The following is a 21,026-nucleotide window of genomic DNA, read 5'->3' on the forward strand; positions in this document are numbered from 1 at the left end:
GCTTAATGAATCAACTTGATAGCGTTCCCATTTTCATTTTTACTTCTACACCATTTCCCTAGTGCTAAAAATAAGTCACCTATTTTTTTACAAATATTGCTAAAAATGTCCGAAAAAGTGTCATGATCATAGCTAAAGTTAAAATCTTTATCAATTTCTAGAGCATTAATATATTCTCTTATTGCTCTAAACCAATCTAATTCCGATTTACTATTTTCATAGATCATACCTAAATAATAATAAGCATTGGCTTTTATTTCATTTATAGATATAACAATATGCTCAGCTTGCGGTCCCGTAAGTTTATCAAGCCATTCTAATGCTTCTTTATAATATTTTTTTTGTTCTTTATTAGATTCTACATTATCGGTTACTTGATAAGGTTTTAATTTTATATCTAATATAGCTTTATCTAATAAATTTTCTTCAATTAAGATTTTTTTTGCTTCTTCAACTGCCCCCGTCAGCGGCTGCAAATCTTGCGATTGCGGATAAAGTTTTTTACAAAAAGATAAAGCTTTACATTGCTGATTTAAGAAATATACATAGTGACCTAATATCTCTTGAAAAGAAATTTTATCTTTTATATTTTCTGCCTTATAAAATTTTCTTATAGTTTCTAAAAATGAACAAACCATATTTAGGTGATCATTAGAATATTTAATATATGTATCTTCAAGCTCTTCTATTTCTTTTAAAACAATGAAAAAGTTTTCTTCGGTTTTTTGTACCGGTGATTTATTTAATATTTTTTTGGGTATATAAGGTTTTATTAATGAATAATCACGTAAAAATATATCTGCATTTAATGGGTAACATAAATCAAGCTTATCAAAAGAAATAAATGGGCTTATTTATGTTATGTTTATTGACTTGAAAAAAATTTATAATAATTTTACCTATAGTTAAAATATTCTCCTTTACTTGATTAGATAAAACTGGTGATAAAATTGGCTTCTGTGTTTCTGATTTTTGTGGTTTTATATATACTTCTTTTATTGTAGCCCATTTACCTTGACTTAAGTCCTTAATATTAAGTGTATCCGAAAAGGGTCTCATACATAGGTTTATCAGTTTCTTTACATGTTCGATGATCAATGGCTCATATAAGGTTTTTTTACTCAAAATATCTTGTAGCTCTAATTTCAACGCAATACTTATAAGATTTTTTTATTCCTCAGTTATAAGAGGATTCGCATCGGAACCAGAATTAAGTAGAGCATCTCCTTTACCTTTGGTGGAAGAAGCAAATGTATCCAAGTTAGCATGTTTCTGCTCATCTATTACAGTAATATTAATGTTTTTTTCTTCTTCATTTTTACTCTTAGAAATAGCCTCTATAGTTGTAGAAAGATTTGCATCGGAAGCAGAATTAGGTAGAGCATCTTCTTTATCTTTGAAAGAAGCAAATATATCAAAGATTTTACGTTTTTGTTCATCTATGAGAGCAATATTAGCATTTTTTTCTTCCACAGTTTTACTCTGAGAAATAGCCTCAATATAAGAAAAATTTTTTCCCGCTCTACTTGTATTTCATTATTTGCGATTGTTCTAATTAATAACGAAATAGCAGATATAACAATAAAAAAATCTTTGGTATCAAGTGTTTCTAAAAAAGATTTAGTATCACCGCTAGGTTTTTTAAATAAATTGACAGATTTTTCTAATTCGGTAATTATAAATTTTTGTTTTTTATCTAGGTTTTGACGCTTCAAAGCCTTACTGAGTTTACTTTTTTCTGCTTTAATTTTAGCTTTTTTTTCTTCTTCAGTTTTATAATCAGCAACAGAAATTATATAAGATAAAGCATTTTCTAGTTCATTTTTAATGTCAGGTGTTAACTTACCTTTACTACCTCTAAAAATATTAGTGAATTGTTTATATGTAGAATCCACAATATCATTTGCACTATTATCTCTAATTACAACTGAAAATCTAACTTTTTCGGCTAATTCTAATATTTGCCAGTAAATATATGAATTAAGGATTGTTTGAATAGAACCTATCTCTTTACTATGAACCCCTAGACATTCTATAATATTAATTCCACCTTCATCATCAGATATAAAAAAATTATTAACAAGCTTATGTCCATTGTCTGCTTCATGATGTATTTTTGCATTATATTTTGGTTTTTATGCATGCAAAGAGCGTTCTTTGTCTTCTTCTAATTTTTGTCCGCTTAAAAAACAACTAAGAGCAGTCGCACCTACTTTATTCATTTCCACTATTGCAACTAGTTTCTTTATAATATTTCCTGTTTTAGTAATTTCATTATGACTTTCTGCAATCAATTTTAAAAGCTTATTACCGTTCTTTATGACTGGTCTTTCCAGTTCATAAAAATTTATAAGAGGTTGCAAATTTTTATTTTCGATTTCATCCTCGATGTTTTGAGCTTTTGTTTTCTTTAAATATGCATTTACAAAATTTTCATTAAAAATATCTATTTCGGAAATGAGTCGAAATTCTGAATTATCATTAAAATTAGGAGAGATTTTTAATTCTGTTAGCTTATGTTGATTATTATGTTTTATCTCTAATAAAGTTTTTATTCCGATATTAGTTATTGCTTTATTACTTACTAAAGAAAGTTTAGTTATTGTTTTGTTAAGCCTAAACACACCTCAGCTAAAATTTTTATTTGCTCATCATTTATACCGCAATTGTTCAAAAATACTTGCTCTATAGTCTTATTATTCCTTAAATAATTTGCTATATATTGTATATCTTCCGTTATAAAGGGGGTAGTTACTAAAATCCAAAGCGGTTATATGGATAAACTCCGCAAGCCCGCTATTTGGTTTTATTAATGTTTCATTAAATATAGAACGAGTGTTATTAGAGAGCCAAGCTATAATATCTTTATATTCATACTTAGATATGAAGCTTGTGTTTGGAGTTAATATATCCTTAATATTACGTAATTTCATTAATATATTACATTCTTCAAGAACAGTTAAGTTTGGAGTGTTTTTTCGTTCCAAAATATTATTAAAATACTCTGTCAAAAAATCATTTATATTTTTTAAACCTCGTTCCTGCTTGGGACTACCAAACAGTACATTACCAATCGCATTTACCATCTTTCTCATAACATTACACCTATAAATTATTTATCTTTCCACAAATCAAAATATTTTTGATCTATAAGTTGAATAAATAAATATTAATACTATTTAAAAATTTTCTGAATAAGTAAATTTACAACAAGGATTTAAAGGTGAATTGGTAAAATTCTGAGGATAAGAAACTTCTATTTTTTATGTTGTAAAAAATTATCACTTCTATTTTAAAATTGAATTAATAGGGGATATTTATATATATTTTGATAGGTAAAATTTAAGGTTATTTTTTTTTTGTAATTTTATCATATTTTTTTAGTTTGATAAGAATGGACTCTAGATTATCCAACTTAATCATACATGGGCCGTCACTTGGAGCGTTATTGGGGTCTTGATGTACTTCCATATACATACCGGCAATACCTATAGAAGTTGCTGCCCTTGCAAGTAGCTCTACATATTTTCTTTCCCCTCCGGTACTACCTCCTAGCCCTCCAGGCTGCTGAACGGAATGCGTCGCATCAAAAACTACAGGTACATTTAACTCCGCTATTATTGCAAGACTACGCATATCAGATACCAAATTATTATAACCAAAACATGCACCACGCTCTGTAAATAATATATCCTTTACTCCAAAAGCTTCTAGTTTTGTTTGTACATTTTTCATATCCCACGGAGCTAGAAACTGTCCTTTTTTTACTTTTACTATTTTACCTGTTTTTGCTGCAGCTTGCAGCAAGTCGGTTTGTCTACATAAAAATGCCGGAATTTGTAAAATATCTGCTACTTCGGCTGTTTCGGTACATTGACTCTCTGAATGGACATCAGTAACAATAGGACAATCGAATTCAGATTTTACTTTTGATAAAATTTCTAAACCTTTCTCAATACCAAGTCCTCTAATCCCATTTATGGAAGTTCTATTAGCTTTATCAAAAGAAGATTTATAAATAAATGGAATCTTAAGCTTGCTAGTTAATTTAACAAGTTTTTCTGCCATAAACAACGCATGATCTTTTCCTTCAATCTGACAAGGCCCTGCAATTAGGACAAACGGTAAATCATTTCCTATTTTGATATTGTTAAGTTTTACTACTTTTTGCATAATTCTTAGATTTAATTATTGAGTGAGGCACGGATTAGTATTTCTCTGTTATATCAGGTGCTGATTCATTTTCTATTAAGTCATTGTTAATTATTAGCGTATAATATTTTTCTTTTATTGTCGTTAAATCATAATTACCATGATAATAACCTTCTAGGTTAATAATTTTTTTTAAATAAAAATTTACCTGCTCTGTTTCTAACGGTTCATCTATATTTTTTATAATAGATGACTTAATATTAATTAAATACGCTTTTATTTTTTTAAATTCTTTAATAATTATAAAAATATCATGTGGTTTTGTTACCAAGATTCCTACAAATAAAATTAATAATATTTGCATTAAAGACATATTTATATTAATTTCTTATGTTTATATTTTGGATTAAAAATACTTTCCCCGTTAGTACTTAGCATATATTCATGATAATCTTGATAATTTCCTTCAAACCATGTAGCATTATTTTCTTTATCATATGATATAATATGAGTGGCTATTCTATCTAAAAACCACCTATCATGACTAATCACCAATACACAACCTGCAAAATCTAAAATAGCATCTTCAAGTGCTCTTAACGTATCAATATCTAAATCATTAGATGGCTCATCTAATAATATAACATTTGCTCCTTCTTTTAGTAATTTTGCCAAATGCACTCTGTTACGTTCTCCACCTGAAAGTTGTCCAACTTTTTTTTGTTGACCACTGCCTCTAAAATTAAAAGCTGCACAATAAGCTCTACTTTTAATTATTCTATTACCAAGTTGTAATTCATCTAGACCTTCTGAAATTTCTTCCCATATAGTCTTATTATCATCTAAATGATCCCGTGATTGATCAACATAACCTAATTTTACCGTTTGACCAATTTTAATAGAACCACTATCCGGCATTATTTTACCTGTAATAATATTAAATAAAGTAGACTTACCTGCTCCATTCGGTCCAATAATTCCTACAATAGCTCCACGTGGAACTTTAAAACTAAAATCTGATAATAATATTTTATTATTAAATTTTTTAGCTATATGTTTTGCTTCAATAACAAGATCACCTAAACGAGGTCCGTTAGGTATAATTATTTGAGTAGGATCAGTTTTTTGTTCTTGTTGTTTATTTAATAACTCTTGATATGCTGTAATACGTGCTTTATTTTTTGATTGTCTAGCTTTTGGAGTTTGACGAATCCATTCAAGTTCACGATTCAATTGTTTTTTTCTATCATCGTCTTCTTTACTTTCTAAAGCTAATTTTTTTTGCTTCTGCTCAAGCCAAGAACTATAATTTGATTCCCACGGTATACAATTTCCACGATCTATTTCTAATATCCATTCTGTAACATTATCTAAAAAATAACGATCATGGGTAATTACTATTACAGTACCTTCATAATGCTTTAAATAATCTTCAAGCCAAGAAACTGATTCTGCATCCAAATGATTTGTAGGTTCATCAAGTAATAACATATCAGGTTTCTCTAAAAGCAATTTACATAAAGCCACTCTTCTTTTTTCTCCACCGGAAATTTTTGTAATATCTGCTTCTTTTGGTGGGCAACGTAAAGCAAGCATTGCGATTTCTATTTCACGTTCTAGATTCCATCCATCACAATTATCTATTTTTTCTTGCAATTCTGCTTGTTTATCAAAAAGCTTTTGCATTTCTTCATCAGTGATTTCAGCAGCAAATTTATTACTTATATAATTAAATTCATCAACAAGTTTTTTCTTTTCATGAAGGCCTTCTATGATATTATTAAAAACATTTTTACTAGCATCAAGATACGGTTCTTGAGGTAAATATCCTACTTTTATACCAATTTTAGCTGTTGCTTTACCTTCAAACTCTTTATCAATACCTGCCATTATTTTTAATAAAGTCGATTTACCTGCTCCATTTGGGCCTATTATACCGATTTTAGCTTTTGGTAAAAATGATAAATTTGTTTCTTTTAAAATTCGTTTACCATTTATAATTTTGCTTAAACCAACCATTTCATAAACATATTGATATGACATAAATTACTTATTTCCTTATATTATTATTTTACACCGATAAATATATTTACTACTGCATTGTATGAATTATATTGCTCTATGATCATATAATTCAAAATCAGATATTGTAATTTCTATCATTGTTTTTCTCGTTTAGATATTTAATTTGCACAATCTTAAGAAATAAAATACTGTATATATACTTTAATTTTAATAGCTTGAGATTTGTATGTACTTTTATACTTACAATTTATTTCGTTCAAGCTTATTGATAATTTTTTCATATGCATTTTAATTTAATTTTAGTAATATCAAGTCTAATTCTTCTAAATCTTTATAATGAAATATTAATTTTCCGCCTAATGGATAATTTTCTATTGTTATTTTTATACCAAATTTTTCTGATAAAGCTTTCACTAATAATTCTAGATCATTATCGGTAGCGTTATCCTTTAAACAACGCTTTCCTACTTTGTTATTATTGTTAGGAGATTTTGTATACTCATTTTTATACCATTGTCTTACTAGTTCTTCTGTTTGACGTACATTTAAATCATTATTTATAATATGATCGGCTATTACTTCTGCATGTTCATGATTTATTAAACATCGAGCTTGACCCATACTTAGTATATTTTCATTTACTTTATCTTGAATAGACTGCGGCAAATTATTAAGTCTTAACAAATTAGCTATATGACTACGACTTTTACCAAGCCTCTCAGCTAATTTTTCTGCCGTATAATTAAAATTTTCTACTAAATATTTAAAGCCACGAGCTTCTTCCATAACTGTTAAATCAGTTCTTTGTATGTTCTCAATTAACGCTATTTCCATACTCTCTCTAGCATCTAAATTTTTTATAATTACTGGTATCTCTAAAACTTTTGCTAATTTACATGCACGCCAGCGTCGCTCTCCTGCTATAATTTGGAAATTATTATCAACAATAATAGGCTGTAATAAACCATTATTCAATATAGAATCTGCTAATTCTTTTATTTTATCATATTCAAAGTTTTTTCTAGGCTGATTCTCATTTGGTCTTATTTTATCAATATTTATTATTTGTATTATTTCTGATTCTATAGAAATAACTTCTTCTCCAAGTAATGAAGATAATCCTCTTCCTAGTCCTTTATTTTTCGCCATATCTTTCTAAGATTTCTTTTGTAAGTTCTATATATGCAACTGCTCCCGAACATTTATAATCATATATAATAGCCGGTTTTCCATATGAAGGAGCTTCAGATAGTTTAATATTTCTTGGAATAACGGTTTTAAATACTAATTCTCCTAAGCATTTTCTAACATCCTCTTCTACTTGCTCAGTTAAACGATTACGCTTATCATACATTGTAAATAATATACCTGCAATCTTTATCTTAGGATTTAATTTTTTCTCTACAATTTCAATTGTTTTTAGCAAGTGACTTAATCCTTCTAACGAATAAAAATCACATTGCATTGGAATCAGCACTTCATCGCTTGCAACTAAAGCGTTTACCGTTAATAAATTTAATGAAGGAGGGCAATCAATAATTATATAATCATATAATATTTTTATTTCTTCCAATAGCTTCATTAAAATATATTCTCGGTCCTTTAATTTTGTTAAATCTAATTCAGCCGCAGATAGATTAGTGTTTGAAGTAATTATTTCTAAATTTGGTATATCTGTAGAAATTATTGTATCTTTCAATTCTATTAAATTTGTTAATACTTGGTATATAGTATTTTTGCGTTGTTGCTGACTAATTCCAAAACCGGTACTACTATTCCCTTGAGGATCAAGATCTATAACTAAAATTTTTTTATTTACAGCAGCAAAAGCTGTAGCTAAATTTACAGTAGTTGTAGTTTTAGCTACCCCTCCTTTTTGATTAACAATAGCAATTACTTTCATATAATTTTTGTTAAATTACTAACTTCTAGAATTTTCCCTTCTTCACAAGTAATACTTTGATGTATTAAATAATCAAATAACCACATCTCTTTAGCTTCTACTATTTCAGTTAAATAATTTTTTCCTTTTAATAACAAAAATTTTTCTCGTACTGAAATATTTTTTATACAATTAAATATTGTATTTAAGTTAGAGAAAGCTCTACAAGTTAATATACTGCAATCTATTTCTACTTTTTCTATTCTTTGATTAATTATTTGTATGTTATTATTTGATATCTTTGATGCTTTTTCTAAAAATATACATTTACGTAAATCAGCTTCTATTAAACTTACTTTCGCTACCCCTGCTATAGATAATACTATACCAGGAAAACCGGAACCGCTTCCTATATCAACCAAGTGTATTTCTTTATTACTAATATATTGTATTAATTGTAATGAGTCTACTATATGACGTTGCCAAAAATTATGTATACTATTATCCGATACAAGATTTATTGATTTATTCCATTTTTTAACTAACTTTTGAAAAATTTCTAACTTTTCAATTATTTCATGTGGAACTTCCATCACTATATTTAGTTTTTAAATAAATTATAATAGCCGTAATTGCTGCAGGTGTAATCCCTGGAATTCGACGTGCTACGCCAATAGTAGCAGGTTTATGAGAAGAAAGTTTTTCCTGTATCTCTAATGATATACTTGGTATTTTAAAATAGTCAATATTTTTAGGTATTAACTGTGCCTCTTCACTTTGAAATAAATTAATATCTGCGTGTTGTCTAGTTAAATATGAAGCATATTTTGCTTCAATATAGAGTAATTGCAAAATATTATTATTTTGCGTTTCTTTAAGCATAGGAAAAATTTTAATAGCTTGTTCAACATTAAAATTAGGTATTTTAAATAAGTCTAATACTGTTTTATATGTACCATCCTGTGCAACCTTTATACCCATTTTAGCAAGTTTACTAGTAGTTAAAGACAAGGTATTTAATAATGATTTTGTTTTTTCTATATCTTCACATTTTTTTGTGAATATTTTTTTACGCTCTTCTGATACAACTCCAATATTTATACCTAATCTTGTTAAACGCAAATCAGCATTATCAGCTCTTATAGATAATCTATATTCCGAGCGAGAAGTAAACATACGATAAGGTTCTATAGTACTATATGTTGTTAAATCATCTATCATTACCCCAATATAACTATCTGCTCTTGTTAATATAAACGGCACTTGATTTTTTACTGCTAAAGCAGCATTTATACCGGCTATTATGCCTTGCCCTGCAGCCTCCTCATATCCTGTAGTACCGTTAATTTGCCCGGCAAAATATAGTCCCATTATTTTTTTTGTCTCTAATGTAACACTTATTTCATGTGGATCAACATAGTCATATTCTATAGCATAACCAGGACGTAAAATAGTTGCTTTTTCTAAACCAGGGATTGTTTTGATTAATTTATGTTGTATATCTTCAGGTAAAGAAGTGGAAATACCATTTGGATAAATCGTATAATCATCTAATCCTTCAGGTTCTAAAAATATACGATGTTCTGATTTTGTACTAAATCTGACTATTTTATCTTCAATAGAAGGACAATATCGTGGTCCTATCCCTTCTATTTGCCCTGAATACATTGCAGATTTATCAAGATTCTCACGTATAATATCATGAGTTTCCGAGGTTGTTTTGGTTATAAAACAATTTATCTGAGGAACATTAACAATATTGGTTAATTCAGAAAAAGGACGAGGAGTTTTATCGCCGGACTGTAAAGCTGTGTTACTATAATTAATAGTACGCCCGTCAATTCTTGGCGGTGTACCTGTTTTTAAACGGGCAATCTTAAATCCTACTCTTTTTAATGTGTTTGATAATCCATAAGAAGGTTCTTCATCTACTCTACCGGCAGGAATTTTTGTCGAGCCGATATGAATAAGACCTGATAGAAAAGTACCCGTAGTTAATATAATTTTTTGACAAGGAATTTTGCTACCGTTATTTAAAATAACCGCTTCAACTTTAGAAGATTTAATTTCGATGTCTTCCACTTTTCCATATAATATATCTAGATTAGGGTAATTTGTTAATATTTGATACATCGCTTTTTTATAAAGCTTTCTATCAGCTTGTGCCCGAGGTCCCCAAACTGCTGGTCCTCTAGTCTCATTCAGCATTTTATAATGTATACCGGCTTGGTCTATAACATAACCCATTAACCCATCAAGTGCATCAATTTCTTTAACTAATGTGCCTTTTGCAATTCCACCGATTGCTGGATTGCAAGACATCTCTCCTAAATTTTCCGGTTTTAACGTAATTAAGAGAGTAGAAATTCCAAGACGTGCAGAAGCTGCCGCTGCTTCCACGCCTGCATGTCCACCGCCTATAACTATTACGTCATATTTTAGCATTAATTATTCTATAATTTCAGATTTGTTAAAGAAAAATTCGATTTCTCTTTTTGCACTATTTTCACTATCTGAACCATGAATACTATTAGCCTCAATTGATTCGCCTAAATCTTTTCTAATAGTTCCTGCTTCAGCGTCAGCAGGATTAGTTGCACCCATAACGGTGCGGTTTAAAGTTATAGCATCTTCTCCCTTAAGAACTTGAAGTACTACTGCTCCTGAAGTAATATATTCAACTAAGCTATTAAAAAACGGTCTTGCTCTATGCTCATCATAAAAACATTCAGCTTCATATTTAGTTAAAAATTTCATTTTCTGAGCTACTATCTTTAAGCCTGCATTTTCCAAATAAGTATTAACTTGTCCTATTTTATTCCTCTTGATAGCATCAGGCTTAATCATTGAAAAAGTATATTGTATTGTCATTTTATAACCTTTATATAATTATTAAATTTATTTTTTAGCTGAACGATTCCATGTTAAAGCGAATAATCCTCCTCCTAAAAGAGCAGAAATACTGAAAAATATAAATACCCCATTCCAACCGTAATTATCGCTAATCCATCCTACGCCGACTCCCGCAATAGCCGCTCCTAAATAACCAAATAACCCTGATAATCCATTAGCCGTACCGACAGCTTGACGGGTACTGAAATCAGCAGCTGCTATACCTACAAGTAGTTGAGGACCGGATACAAAAAAGCCTATTAAAGAAAGAATTACTATACTTAATAATTCACTTTGAATAGGAATTTTCCAAAATAAGACTAATAATAAGCTAAGCAATACCATACATATGGATGCAACAGGACCTCGACGACCTTGAAATAGTTTATCAGATAAAACACCTGCTATTAATGCCCCTGGGATACCTATCATTTCATATAAACCGATTTGTAAGCCTGCATTTGCAAGACTTATATTACGTAAATCTTTTAAAAATGTTGGAGCCCAATAAATTACTCCGGAACGTATTATATAAACAAACATGTTTGCTAAACAAACATACCATATTAGCTTATTACAAAAGACCATTTTAAGTAATTGGGGAGTTAATAGCTTCTCATAATCTCCTATAGCTTCAGGCGGATATTCTTTATATTCCTCTACGGTAGATAAACCTACTTCTTTTGGAGAATTACGAAGCCTATTATATAAAAAAAGCGATACTATACAAGCAACTACACCGGGAATGAAAAAAGCAGCTCTCCAATCAAATTTATCGATTAAATAACCGCAACTTATCATAGCAAGGGCACCACCTATTTGATTAGAAGTTGCACCCATAGCCCATTTAGTTCCAAGTTCTTTTGAAGCGAACCAGTGAGTAAGCATTTTTGTTGCAGGAGGCCAACCCATAGATTGAAACCAATTACTGGCTATCCATAAAATTCCTATAAGCCATAAAGAATCTGAAAAACCTATTAGAATAGTAATGATCCCGACAAATAAAAGGCCCAAAACCATAAATATCCGAGCATTAACTTTATCGCTAATAAACCCGTTACAAGCTTTACTAACTCCATACATAATAGATGAAGCAGTTAATATCCAACCAATTTGTGTTTTAGTAACCCCAAAATATTCTCTTATAGCAGGAGTTGCTATATTAAAATTCTGACGACAAAAATAAAAAGTCGCATAACCTATAATAATAGAATACAAAATCCTTATTCGCCAACTATTATATTTTTTTACATATGGCAATCTTGGAGTTTTAATTTTGGGTTTTGTATTTGTCATATTATAAACTCTCCGACTATAAAAAAACAAGTTTCTTAGAAACTTGCTTTTTTTTATAATATTAAATTTTAACAAATTCTATTTTTCGGTTTTATTTACCAAAACTTGATACTCTTTATTTAAACCTTTAACAGCATATATCCATAATATTACTATTACAAAGAATATAGAAGCAAAATAAGGAGTTGCCTCTACAAAACCAAATGCAGGAAATAAAATAAAGAATGTAGATTGAATAATAGCACCGCTTGATTTACCGAATCTTCCTCCGATAACTTCAACAGCAGCTTGTCCTTTTACTCGTAAATCCTTATCAAGCGGGATATATGCCATATTTTTAGTGGCATCAAATAAAGAATATTTTACACCTTTACTTAAAACATTTTGAATCATACCGATCATAACAGCAAGTGCTAAAGGACCTGAAGCAAGAATGCCTGTTAAATGCATAGCAATAACGCTATCAAAAAAGATAAATGCAAAAAATGTTGCACCGGTAATTAACATCATTAATGGAGTTATCATAGCTGCAGTTAGCCATGATACTTTTCTTAAAATATTACTACCTATAAGCATGAAAGCAATTGCAACCCAACCCTGATAAAATTGGAACTTACCCATATATATAGTATAAGCCTCTTTCGTCGGATATAATTCTTTTACTTTGGATTTCCAAACACCTTCAACTAAATTTACTGAAACACCATAAGCAATAAGTAACAATGCAATATAACCTACATACTTAGAAGTAAAGATCATTTTAAAACTGTCTATTAATGACATTTTAGCTTTAGCTTTCTTTTCTTTTACTAATGCCGGATCATAAAGTCTAGGATCGGTTAGAACGTTTTTATTCATCCATCTATATGTTAATATTACCAAAAAGCTACTTGTTATCATTATAACAAATAAAGGCACAAATTTTAGATGTTCTGCAACTATTTGAGTTTTTTCATGCAAGAAATATCCAATAATCACGGATGTTACAGGCAATGCTAAATTAGCAAGTAAACCAAACATTGAGTAAAAACGTTTAGCTTCATCGGTTTTAGTAATTTGGTTAGCAAATTGCCAAAATAATAAACTAAGCATCATTGTTCCCCAAAGCTCTGCCATAGTATAAAAAGATGCAAAACTCCATTTCCCAACTATTCTTATAAACCATTTGAAATTAGGGTAAGCTAAACTTAAAGATTCTATGGTTTCAGGATCAGGATGAACTAAATCAGGGTAGGGGTAAAGAACAAATGCAAATAATGCAAAATACCCTAAGAAAAATGAAGTAATAACATAAAACACGTTTTCTTGCTTTAAAATATCGCAGAGCTTAACATAAATTACCATAGCGATTACGGCAGAAGGTAGTACTATATATGTTTTTAAGAAACTTATTGCTTCTGCCCCTATATCCGTTACTACAAACCCGTCTTTAATTGAACGAAGCGTTGAGTAGTTTAATAAAATACAGAACATCATAAACGCCATAGGAAGAAACTTCTTATTTTCATATCTTTCTATAGGCCAAATTACCTTTCTTAGTTCCGAGAGATAATTATCACTTTTCATAGTACTCATAAATTAAATTTTTCTATTTATTTTGAAGATAAATATTATACTAGAATATGTTAGAAAAGTCAAACCTATTGATTTTTCCTCAAAGGAAATTAAATAAAATATATTGACTCTGAGATGCATAAAAGAACTATGATAATTTATTTACTTGATTTTAATTTCTATCTATAATCTTCTATTTATAAATTATTATAATGAAAGTATATGTCCAAATTAAAAACAGCTCTATTATTAACTGCTATAAATTTTTACAACAGGTTGTAAAAGTAATATGAAAAATGAAAACAATATTTCATTACCGCAATATGTAACTTTGAAAATTCAAACCTTAAATAGTTCAGAGGATAAAACTATTAGAATAAAGGCAAAAACGTTAAACTTCCCTTTATCTGCAGAAGACTTACTTGATGTATCTATATTAGAGAAGAAATATGATCAAGAAGAAAATTGTGCAGGGCTTGCTGCACCACAAATAGGCATATCAAAATGTATAATAATATTTGCAGTACATGAAAATGAAGAGTTAAAAAAATGGCGTCCTGATCTTACGGATACAATGCCTAAAACTATATGGATTAACCCCTCATATAAACCGATAGGTATTGATAAACATCAAGATTACGAAGGGTGCTTTTCTGTTGAAAATGCTACAGGACCAGTAGCAAGATATAAGAAAATTCACTATCACGCATATGATATAAATGGAAATCAAATTCAAGGTATCACAGAAGGATTTTTAGCAAGAGTTATTCAGCATGAAATTGATCATCTAAACGGAAAAGTATTTTTAGATTATGTAGCTCCCGAAAAAATCATGAGTAAAGAAGAATATTTAGAAAAACGTAAAAAAGCAATGAAGTAAGGTTAGCGTTCACAGATTTTTCACTATCACCTAGTTCGCTTGACCACGGGGTCCAGAAAAAATAACTTCAGCACTGTTACCCACACTACATGTTTAACAAAATAAACATATAAAAATAAATATCTGCATTGTTGCGTGGACCGGTAAAATCCACTGTGTCACCCCGTGGTCAAGCCACGGGGTCCATAAAAACAATTTAAAATACTAATAATATTAGTATTTTAAGCTGGATCCCGCGATCAAGTCGCGGGGGGATGACAACGGAAAATCGATCCACGCAACAATGCCTTCCCGCAAAAGCGGGAATCCAGAAAAAAGCGAATTTATTTGAGTTTTTAATATGAAAAATTAAATATATTTGTATCTTTTAGTTACTGGATTCCTGCGAAAGCAGGAATGACATCGTTCCATGCTAAGGCAGCGTAAATTTACTTTATATTATTTGGTATAATAACTATTGCATCGGATACAGAACGTACCGTATGTTCGCCTAAAGCTTCATCTTCATCGCCTGTAACATTATTTATAATTTTTCCGTCCATAAATAACGTAGAAGAGCCGCCGCCATCTAAATTGATTGCCGATTCACATCCAAGGCTTAGCATATATTCTGCAAGCTCTGCTTTAGTTAACCCTATCACTGTATCATTAACAAGATGTTTTTCTAGAATTTTTAAAGCTTCGGGAATTGTTAATTTTTCAAAAGTTATACCTTTTTCTTTTCGTAGAATTGATCTCACTTGTGCAAGTTTAAGGTCTTTTACATGTTGCTTATAAATATGTTCGGCTACAGCTATAGTACCGTCATTACGCACTCCTAGAGCCGTACGAGCATGAGCCGGATCATTTTGCTTTGGATTATCTATAACATTTTTACCGTTTTGAACCAACAAAGGAATACCGGTTACTACTGAAGCGGTTTTGCTTAAATTTATAGGCTTACCGTCTTTATCGATAAATTCTAAATTTAGCTTTACATTCTCCCCTATTTTTTTACTATCGGTAAACTTATTTCTTATGGAAAGGACAATATAAAGCCTTTTTGTGGAATTTGATTATCACCATGTCCGCTTATTTCCGTAACAATAAAATTAGACCTCTTCGGAAACTTTACTTCTAGAGGTAATTTGTACGTCGATCCAGTACTCGAATCCTCACGCACATTTGAGTACGCTGCGGTTCTGCGTTCCGTGTCTCCTTCAAATTCCTCTCTATAAGCGAGTTTCCGAAGAGGTCTATTCTGATCAATCAAAATTTCTTTGTTAGTATATGGCGTTAATGTAGTAGACGTCCAAACATCATTATAGAAAGTAACATCTTTTGAATTTGAAAAATAATTAACTTGATTTGGAACAATAGATTTATCACCTATTTCTACTGAAATTTTTGCACTAGCCTTGGTAATTTGAATATTGCCCTGATCTATAATTAACAAGCTTTGTAGTTGTTTTCTAAGACTAAATAGCTTGCCGTCAATCATTAAAGTAAGACTTGGTCTGCCATCATCGCTACCGGCGATTTCAAAGAATCCGGTATTAATAGCAGCTATAGCATTAGTGCGTGATGCCATAGCGTCTACTGTTTCTCTACCTATAACCTGATTATGTGCTTTAACTAGTTTTAGCCTAAAATTCTTAGGATCAATAGTTAACACATGAATAACATGCTTATCTTTTTCATAACGATTATAGGTTAAGCCTTTATATTCCTTTGCGTATATTTTAAAACTGATTATTAAAGCAAGAAATAAGTAAACTAATCGATCATATTGTTTTACTTTTTTTCACAATAAAATTTAACCATAATGCCTCTTTACTTGGAGAGAATCTCTTACTCTTTTCCGTCCATATTTTAACTATCTCAAAAAGCCCGTTAAAATAAGGTTTTATTGTATCTTCATTCATATTGTAAAAATCGCGATCATCACTTTGTATAATATCTGAACCATATCCGTAAGAAGCATAAAAAATTCCCTCTGGCTTTAATGCAGCGTGAATTTTTTTATAAACATTGGTTGTTTCATTATAAGGTACATGAAGGAGAGTTGCTTGAGTCCAAACTCCATCAAACAACTCATCAAAATCAATATCTTGAAAAGTTAATTGCCTTACATTAGTTCCAGTTTCTTTTGAGGCTAATTTAACCATTTCGGTTGAACCGTCAAAAGCGGTAACTTGATAGCCTTGACTTAAAAAATATTTTGTATCACGACCAACTCCGCAACCGGCATCTAAAATATGAGCTTTTTCAGGTAAATAGCTAGTAAATGCTTTATAGTTATCAGATAAATCTGCATTGATTATTCTGTTATAAAACTCTTGAGCATTATTATTATAATATTGTATATTTTTCATAATTTTATATATTGTTCCCAACTGTTAGTATATTTATACTCACCCAATAATAAAATACAAATAATTTCTATTATATCTTTTAATTGACTATTAGATTTAAACATGATCTACTTGTTAAGAAGTTCTTGCGTAGATACCGAGGTCGTCATTGCGAGCCGCCATAGGAGTTGTTGCATGGTCTCTTATGTCATTCCGTTGATCGCAGGAATCCAGTAAAAAAAATGATAAAAACAAAGAAAATTATATAGAAATGTATGTAATTTGCTTAAAAAAACTGGATTCCTGCGATCAACGGAATGACATCGAACGCTTTTTTGAGCCATACAACAAGACCCATAGGCGGGGAGTCAAAAAAATAACTTCAATATTGACACAAAAGTTACATACTTGACAAAATAAACATATAAAAAACTTGTTTTTTATATATTTTACTGGAGTCCCGCGGAAGCGGGAATGACATAAGACGATCCACGCAACAATGCCACTTATTAAGAATAAGGTTTATATGATAAAAAAAATAATATTTGGAATAGCTATTTTACTTAGTACAAGCTGCTTTGCCAATAGTACAACTTCTGACGGCTCAAAAAAAGATGCAGCAAAAACTAACGATGTTACAACACAAAAAATTATAGATGATTTTTCTGCTTACGCCGGTACTATAAAACCGGAAGTACGGGAGGAAATACAAAAATATAGAGTAGAAATAGTCGATATTAATAAGAAGAAACGTGAACTATATAACAGCCTTTCCAAAGAGGCTCAAAATTTTTTAGCAGAGCAACAAAAATATAAACAAAAACTATCTATCTCTAAACTATCGGCAGAAAATGACCCAAAGAATAATACTGTTGATTCTAATAATAATAAGGATAAAGATACAAAATAAATTACTGTTATCAGCGTTGTTGCGTAACTCAAAAATCGTCATTGCAAGCAGTCGTAGACTGTATGGCATCCATAAAAAATAATAAAAAAATGTTAATTTAACATTTTTTAACTAGATTGCTTCGTCAATTGCTACGCAATTTCCTCGCAATGACGATTTTTGGTATCTCTACAAGCAACACCTTACAATAACAACTTATTTAACTTCATAAATCTGCTCCACTACACCATCAAGACCCATTAAAAAAGTATAAACTTTTAATTGGGGGAATTTTTCTTTTATTATATCACGTGCCTTGTTTAAAATTTCTGCATGTGCTGCCGTTTCTTTTTCCTTGGTATTTAGCTGTTCCTGACCTATAAGTATTTTATAAGCTCCACATTCTCTATGATCAAGAAAAACAATTTGTTTGATGTTATGTAATTCTTGCAAAATCTCGATAGTATCTTCTATTGTTTTTCCCCAATAAGTATATTTGTCGTTAACAAGGGCAAGCGATGCACCGGGCAATGATACTTTATCAAAATTATCTTCTAATCCTAATTGCTTCATTAATTTATCTGTTTCGTCTATTAATCTAAAATCTACACAACTAATTAAAAGAGTAGAAGCTTCATTTAATGTTTTTAAATGTTCATTACTTACTTCTACCTTTACAACTTTCTTATCGGCAATTATATCATTGTTAGCAGCGTAAAGATTTAAACTAGACACCATAATAAACCCTAAAATTACATATTTTACATATATCATAAAATTCTCCTATTTAAAAATATTTCTTACATGCTGTAAAATAAGAATAACCTGTAATGATTGTTAAAAAAGCGGCAATCCATAAAATTATTTCCCCTACTATATCTAAATAAATAATTCCTGAACCTTTTGAGCCTAGTATCAATATCGATAAAGCAAACATTTGTAAAAACGTTTTTACCTTAGCGAGTCTCGATACAGGCACACTAACCTTTACTAGAGCTAAAAATTCCCGAAGGCCGCTAACTAAAAATTCTCGTGCTAAAATTAATAAGCAAGGTATCTCATCTACGTTATCCTTTTTTAGTAGCATTATAATAACGCAACCTACTAGTAGCTTATCTGCTATAGGATCAAACATCTTGCCGAAACTTGTAACTAAATTATATTTCCTTGCAATATAACCGTCAAAAAAATCCGTAATACTAGCTAAAACAAATAATAATGCCCCAAGTTTACGTGCAAGTGAATTATTTATATAAAATACCAGTATAATAACCGGAATTACCATTATTCGAGCAATAGTTAGATAATTAGGTAAATTTTTATCTATTCTCATTAATTAATTAAATTTATTAATATAATATTGTTGAATTATGGATAGAATATTATTCCAAGACCAATATATTAAAAGTCCCACAGGAAAACTACTAAACATAAATAAAAAAATTAGCGGCATAAATTTCATTACTTGAGCTTGCATCGGATCTGCAGGTTCAGGACTCATTTTTTGCTGTAAGAACATAGTAATAGCCATTAAAATAGGCCATGCTCCAATCATTAAAAATGATGGCGGCGAGAACGGTAATAAGCCGAATAAATTAAAAATAGTAGTAGGATCAGATGCAGATAAGTCTTTAATCCAGCCGTAAAACGGTGCTTGCCGCATTTCAATAGTTACATACAATACTTTATAGATAGAGAAAAATACCGGGATTTGAACAAGTATAGGCAAACAACCCGCTATCGGATTTACTTTTTCTTTTTTATATAAAGCCATAATTTCTTGATTTAAACGTGCCTTATCATCACTGTATAAATTTTTTATCCTATCGATTTCCGGCTGTAAATTTTTCATTTTTTTCATCGAACGATAAGACTTATTGGCTAAAGTAAACATTAATAGCTTAATTATAACCGTAACAATTAATATACTAACACCGAAATTACCGACATAGCCATAGAAAAAATTCATGGCGTAGAAAACCGGTTTGGTAATTATATAAAACCAGCCGAAATCAATAGCTCTATCAAATAATTTAATATCATATTGCTTTTCATATTTATCAAACAAGTCTACTTTTTTTGCTCCTGCAAAAATTCTACTTTTAATGGAAAAATTTTCGCCAGGCTTTATTATTTGTACCGGTGAAATAAAATCTACCTGATATCTTTCAGCCCCTTGCTTAAGAGCATAATTAAAATTCGAGCTGTAATTACTTGATTTATCCGGAATCAAGGAAGATAACCAATATTTATCGGTAATTCCTATCCAGTCAACCTTACTTGCTGCAAATTTTTCACTTTTCTTATCTTTAATATCATCATACGAATATTCTTTAAGATTCTCGTCTATACACCCGATAGGTCCTTGATGTAATATATTCACCGCTTTCTCTATGGTAATATATTTACGGTTTATTAAACCGTAAGATTGCACAGGAAGTTCTTTATCACTATTATTAACGATGGTTTGCTCTATAGTAAATAAATAGTTTTCATCGACAGTAATAGTAACTAAAAATTTAACTCCGTCTTCATTAACCCAAAATAAATTAACGGGTTTTTCAGGGCTTAATATTTCACTATCACTATTCCATATAGTATCGTTGTTAGGGAGTTTTACACTAGATAAATTACTAACTAAACCAATTTCAGCAAAATATGCATTTTCTGTATTAGCCGGTGAAAATAATCTCACTTCAGGACTATTTTTAGATAAATCTTGTTTATATTTCTTTAATATTAAATCGTCAAATCTAAGTCCTTTTAATGAAATAGAACCGGTGAGTGATTCAGATTCTATTTTAATACGCTGTACTTGACTTTCTTCTTGAACAACAATATCAGCTGCAGGTTCGACTAAAGCTTTTAACTGTTGTTTCTTTAAATTTTCTGCTTTCTGCACTGTTATTTGCCGTTGCTGTTTTTTTTGTTCAGGTTTTACAACAAAATATTGCCAACCGAAAATTATACTTAAAGACAGTATAATAGTGGCTATTAAATTAATTATATTATTATTCATTCCTAGGTCTTAAATTTTCATATTTTTAAAGCCTTAAGTTTAAAGCATTTAGAGAAAATAATCAAGTAGTATATATGCTTCTTTTCTTTCAAAAGTAGTGAATA

The 21,026-nt window shown here is 30.0% G+C and carries 22 protein-coding genes and 1 pseudogene; 2 read left to right on the forward strand and 21 right to left on the reverse strand.

Translation table 11 applies throughout. The features are described from left to right. Window positions 1-2: 2 nt before the first annotated feature. From RAS_RS09265 to tlc1, 15 genes are all read right to left on the reverse strand, one after another. Window positions 3-638 carry a hypothetical protein gene (locus RAS_RS09265; protein ID WP_232049260.1) on the reverse strand — a complete coding sequence of 212 codons (636 nt, stop codon included), beginning with the start codon at window positions 636-638 and terminating at the stop codon, window positions 3-5. A gap of 532 nt (window positions 639-1,170) precedes the next feature. Further along, a complete protein-coding gene (locus RAS_RS00940; protein ID WP_147141484.1) occupies window positions 1,171-1,473 on the reverse strand; it encodes a hypothetical protein in 303 nt (100 codons plus the stop codon). Next, the gene (locus RAS_RS00945; RefSeq protein WP_147141487.1) at window positions 1,440-1,895 is read right to left on the reverse strand and encodes a hypothetical protein; all 456 of its coding nucleotides are present in this window, start codon (window positions 1,893-1,895) and stop codon (window positions 1,440-1,442) included. Before RAS_RS00945 ends, RAS_RS00940 begins: the two co-directional genes overlap by 34 nt. Window positions 1,896-2,135: 240 nt before the next feature. Beyond that, window positions 2,136-2,624, reverse strand: a complete 489-nt coding sequence (locus tag RAS_RS00950; protein ID WP_147141491.1) for a hypothetical protein — start codon at window positions 2,622-2,624, stop codon at window positions 2,136-2,138. Between the two features lie 72 nt (window positions 2,625-2,696). Then, on the reverse strand, window positions 2,697-3,095 hold the full coding sequence (locus RAS_RS09270; RefSeq protein ID WP_232049261.1) for a hypothetical protein: 399 nt from the start codon (window positions 3,093-3,095) through the stop codon (window positions 2,697-2,699). A 253-nt stretch (window positions 3,096-3,348) separates the two neighbouring features. Continuing rightward, on the reverse strand, window positions 3,349-4,173 hold the full coding sequence (gene kdsA, locus RAS_RS00960; protein WP_147141495.1) for a 3-deoxy-8-phosphooctulonate synthase: 825 nt from the start codon (window positions 4,171-4,173) through the stop codon (window positions 3,349-3,351). 34 nt (window positions 4,174-4,207) lie between these two features. Beyond that, complete coding sequence (locus RAS_RS00965; protein WP_147141498.1) at window positions 4,208-4,525, reverse strand: DUF2672 domain-containing protein; 318 nt, start codon at window positions 4,523-4,525, stop codon at window positions 4,208-4,210. 2 nt (window positions 4,526-4,527) lie between these two features. Next, a complete protein-coding gene (ettA, locus tag RAS_RS00970) occupies window positions 4,528-6,195 on the reverse strand; it encodes an energy-dependent translational throttle protein EttA (RefSeq protein WP_147141500.1) in 1,668 nt (555 codons plus the stop codon). Between the two features lie 270 nt (window positions 6,196-6,465). Next, window positions 6,466-7,326 carry a ParB/RepB/Spo0J family partition protein gene (locus RAS_RS00975; protein ID WP_147141503.1) on the reverse strand — a complete coding sequence of 287 codons (861 nt, stop codon included), beginning with the start codon at window positions 7,324-7,326 and terminating at the stop codon, window positions 6,466-6,468. After that, entirely contained in the window at window positions 7,313-8,080 is a 768-nt protein-coding gene (locus RAS_RS00980; protein WP_010420510.1) for a ParA family protein, read from the reverse strand. The genes RAS_RS00975 and RAS_RS00980 overlap by 14 nt, the downstream gene beginning before the upstream one ends. Then, a complete protein-coding gene (gene rsmG, locus RAS_RS00985; protein WP_147143873.1) occupies window positions 8,077-8,652 on the reverse strand; it encodes a 16S rRNA (guanine(527)-N(7))-methyltransferase RsmG in 576 nt (191 codons plus the stop codon). The genes RAS_RS00980 and rsmG overlap by 4 nt, the downstream gene beginning before the upstream one ends. After that, window positions 8,636-10,504, reverse strand: coding sequence for a tRNA uridine-5-carboxymethylaminomethyl(34) synthesis enzyme MnmG (gene mnmG / locus RAS_RS00990; protein ID WP_147141507.1), 1,869 nt, complete (start codon window positions 10,502-10,504; stop codon window positions 8,636-8,638). The genes rsmG and mnmG overlap by 17 nt, the downstream gene beginning before the upstream one ends. Window positions 10,505-10,507: 3 nt before the next feature. Then, complete coding sequence (gene ndk, locus RAS_RS00995) at window positions 10,508-10,930, reverse strand: nucleoside-diphosphate kinase (RefSeq protein ID WP_147141510.1); 423 nt, start codon at window positions 10,928-10,930, stop codon at window positions 10,508-10,510. 27 nt (window positions 10,931-10,957) lie between these two features. Beyond that, window positions 10,958-12,247 carry an MFS transporter gene (locus tag RAS_RS01000; RefSeq protein WP_147141513.1) on the reverse strand — a complete coding sequence of 430 codons (1,290 nt, stop codon included), beginning with the start codon at window positions 12,245-12,247 and terminating at the stop codon, window positions 10,958-10,960. Between the two features lie 78 nt (window positions 12,248-12,325). Beyond that, window positions 12,326-13,822: an ATP/ADP exchange transporter Tlc1 gene (gene tlc1, locus RAS_RS01005; RefSeq protein WP_147141516.1), complete on the reverse strand. Its 1,497-nt coding sequence runs from the start codon at window positions 13,820-13,822 to the stop codon at window positions 12,326-12,328. A 201-nt stretch (window positions 13,823-14,023) separates the two neighbouring features. Between tlc1 and RAS_RS01010 the strand changes: the two are divergent. Beyond that, window positions 14,024-14,681: pseudogene (locus tag RAS_RS01010) on the forward strand (peptide deformylase). Between the two features lie 428 nt (window positions 14,682-15,109). Here the strand turns inward: RAS_RS01010 and RAS_RS10925 are convergent. The 3 genes from RAS_RS10925 to RAS_RS01030 form a co-directional block, all read right to left on the reverse strand. Beyond that, on the reverse strand, window positions 15,110-15,574 hold the full coding sequence (locus RAS_RS10925) for a phosphodiester glycosidase family protein (protein ID WP_232049262.1): 465 nt from the start codon (window positions 15,572-15,574) through the stop codon (window positions 15,110-15,112). A 122-nt stretch (window positions 15,575-15,696) separates the two neighbouring features. Next, window positions 15,697-16,335, reverse strand: coding sequence for a palindromic element RPE1 domain-containing protein (locus tag RAS_RS09275; protein ID WP_232049263.1), 639 nt, complete (start codon window positions 16,333-16,335; stop codon window positions 15,697-15,699). Between the two features lie 109 nt (window positions 16,336-16,444). Next, on the reverse strand, window positions 16,445-17,035 hold the full coding sequence (locus RAS_RS01030) for a class I SAM-dependent methyltransferase (protein ID WP_147141520.1): 591 nt from the start codon (window positions 17,033-17,035) through the stop codon (window positions 16,445-16,447). Between the two features lie 505 nt (window positions 17,036-17,540). On the opposite strand from RAS_RS01030, the gene RAS_RS01035 reads away from it, so the two are divergent. Continuing rightward, the gene (locus tag RAS_RS01035) at window positions 17,541-17,924 is read left to right on the forward strand and encodes a hypothetical protein (RefSeq protein WP_147141523.1); all 384 of its coding nucleotides are present in this window, start codon (window positions 17,541-17,543) and stop codon (window positions 17,922-17,924) included. A gap of 195 nt (window positions 17,925-18,119) precedes the next feature. On the opposite strand, the gene RAS_RS01040 is transcribed toward RAS_RS01035, so the two are convergent. Genes RAS_RS01040 through yidC form a run of 3 tightly spaced genes read right to left on the reverse strand, consistent with a single transcriptional unit; the run spans window position 18,120 to window position 20,922 of the window. Then, on the reverse strand, window positions 18,120-18,677 hold the full coding sequence (locus tag RAS_RS01040) for a carbonic anhydrase (RefSeq protein WP_147141526.1): 558 nt from the start codon (window positions 18,675-18,677) through the stop codon (window positions 18,120-18,122). Window positions 18,678-18,690: 13 nt separating this feature from the next. Further along, window positions 18,691-19,236 (reverse strand): CDP-diacylglycerol--glycerol-3-phosphate 3-phosphatidyltransferase, encoded by a 546-nt coding sequence (pgsA, locus tag RAS_RS01045; RefSeq protein ID WP_147141529.1) that lies wholly within the window; start codon window positions 19,234-19,236, stop codon window positions 18,691-18,693. Between the two features lie 3 nt (window positions 19,237-19,239). Then, window positions 19,240-20,922, reverse strand: coding sequence for a membrane protein insertase YidC (gene yidC, locus RAS_RS01050; RefSeq protein ID WP_147141532.1), 1,683 nt, complete (start codon window positions 20,920-20,922; stop codon window positions 19,240-19,242). Between the last annotated feature and the right edge of the window lie 104 nt (window positions 20,923-21,026).

The sequence above is a fragment of the Rickettsia asiatica genome (assembly GCF_007989425.1).
Taxonomy (GTDB): domain Bacteria; phylum Pseudomonadota; class Alphaproteobacteria; order Rickettsiales; family Rickettsiaceae; genus Rickettsia; species Rickettsia helvetica.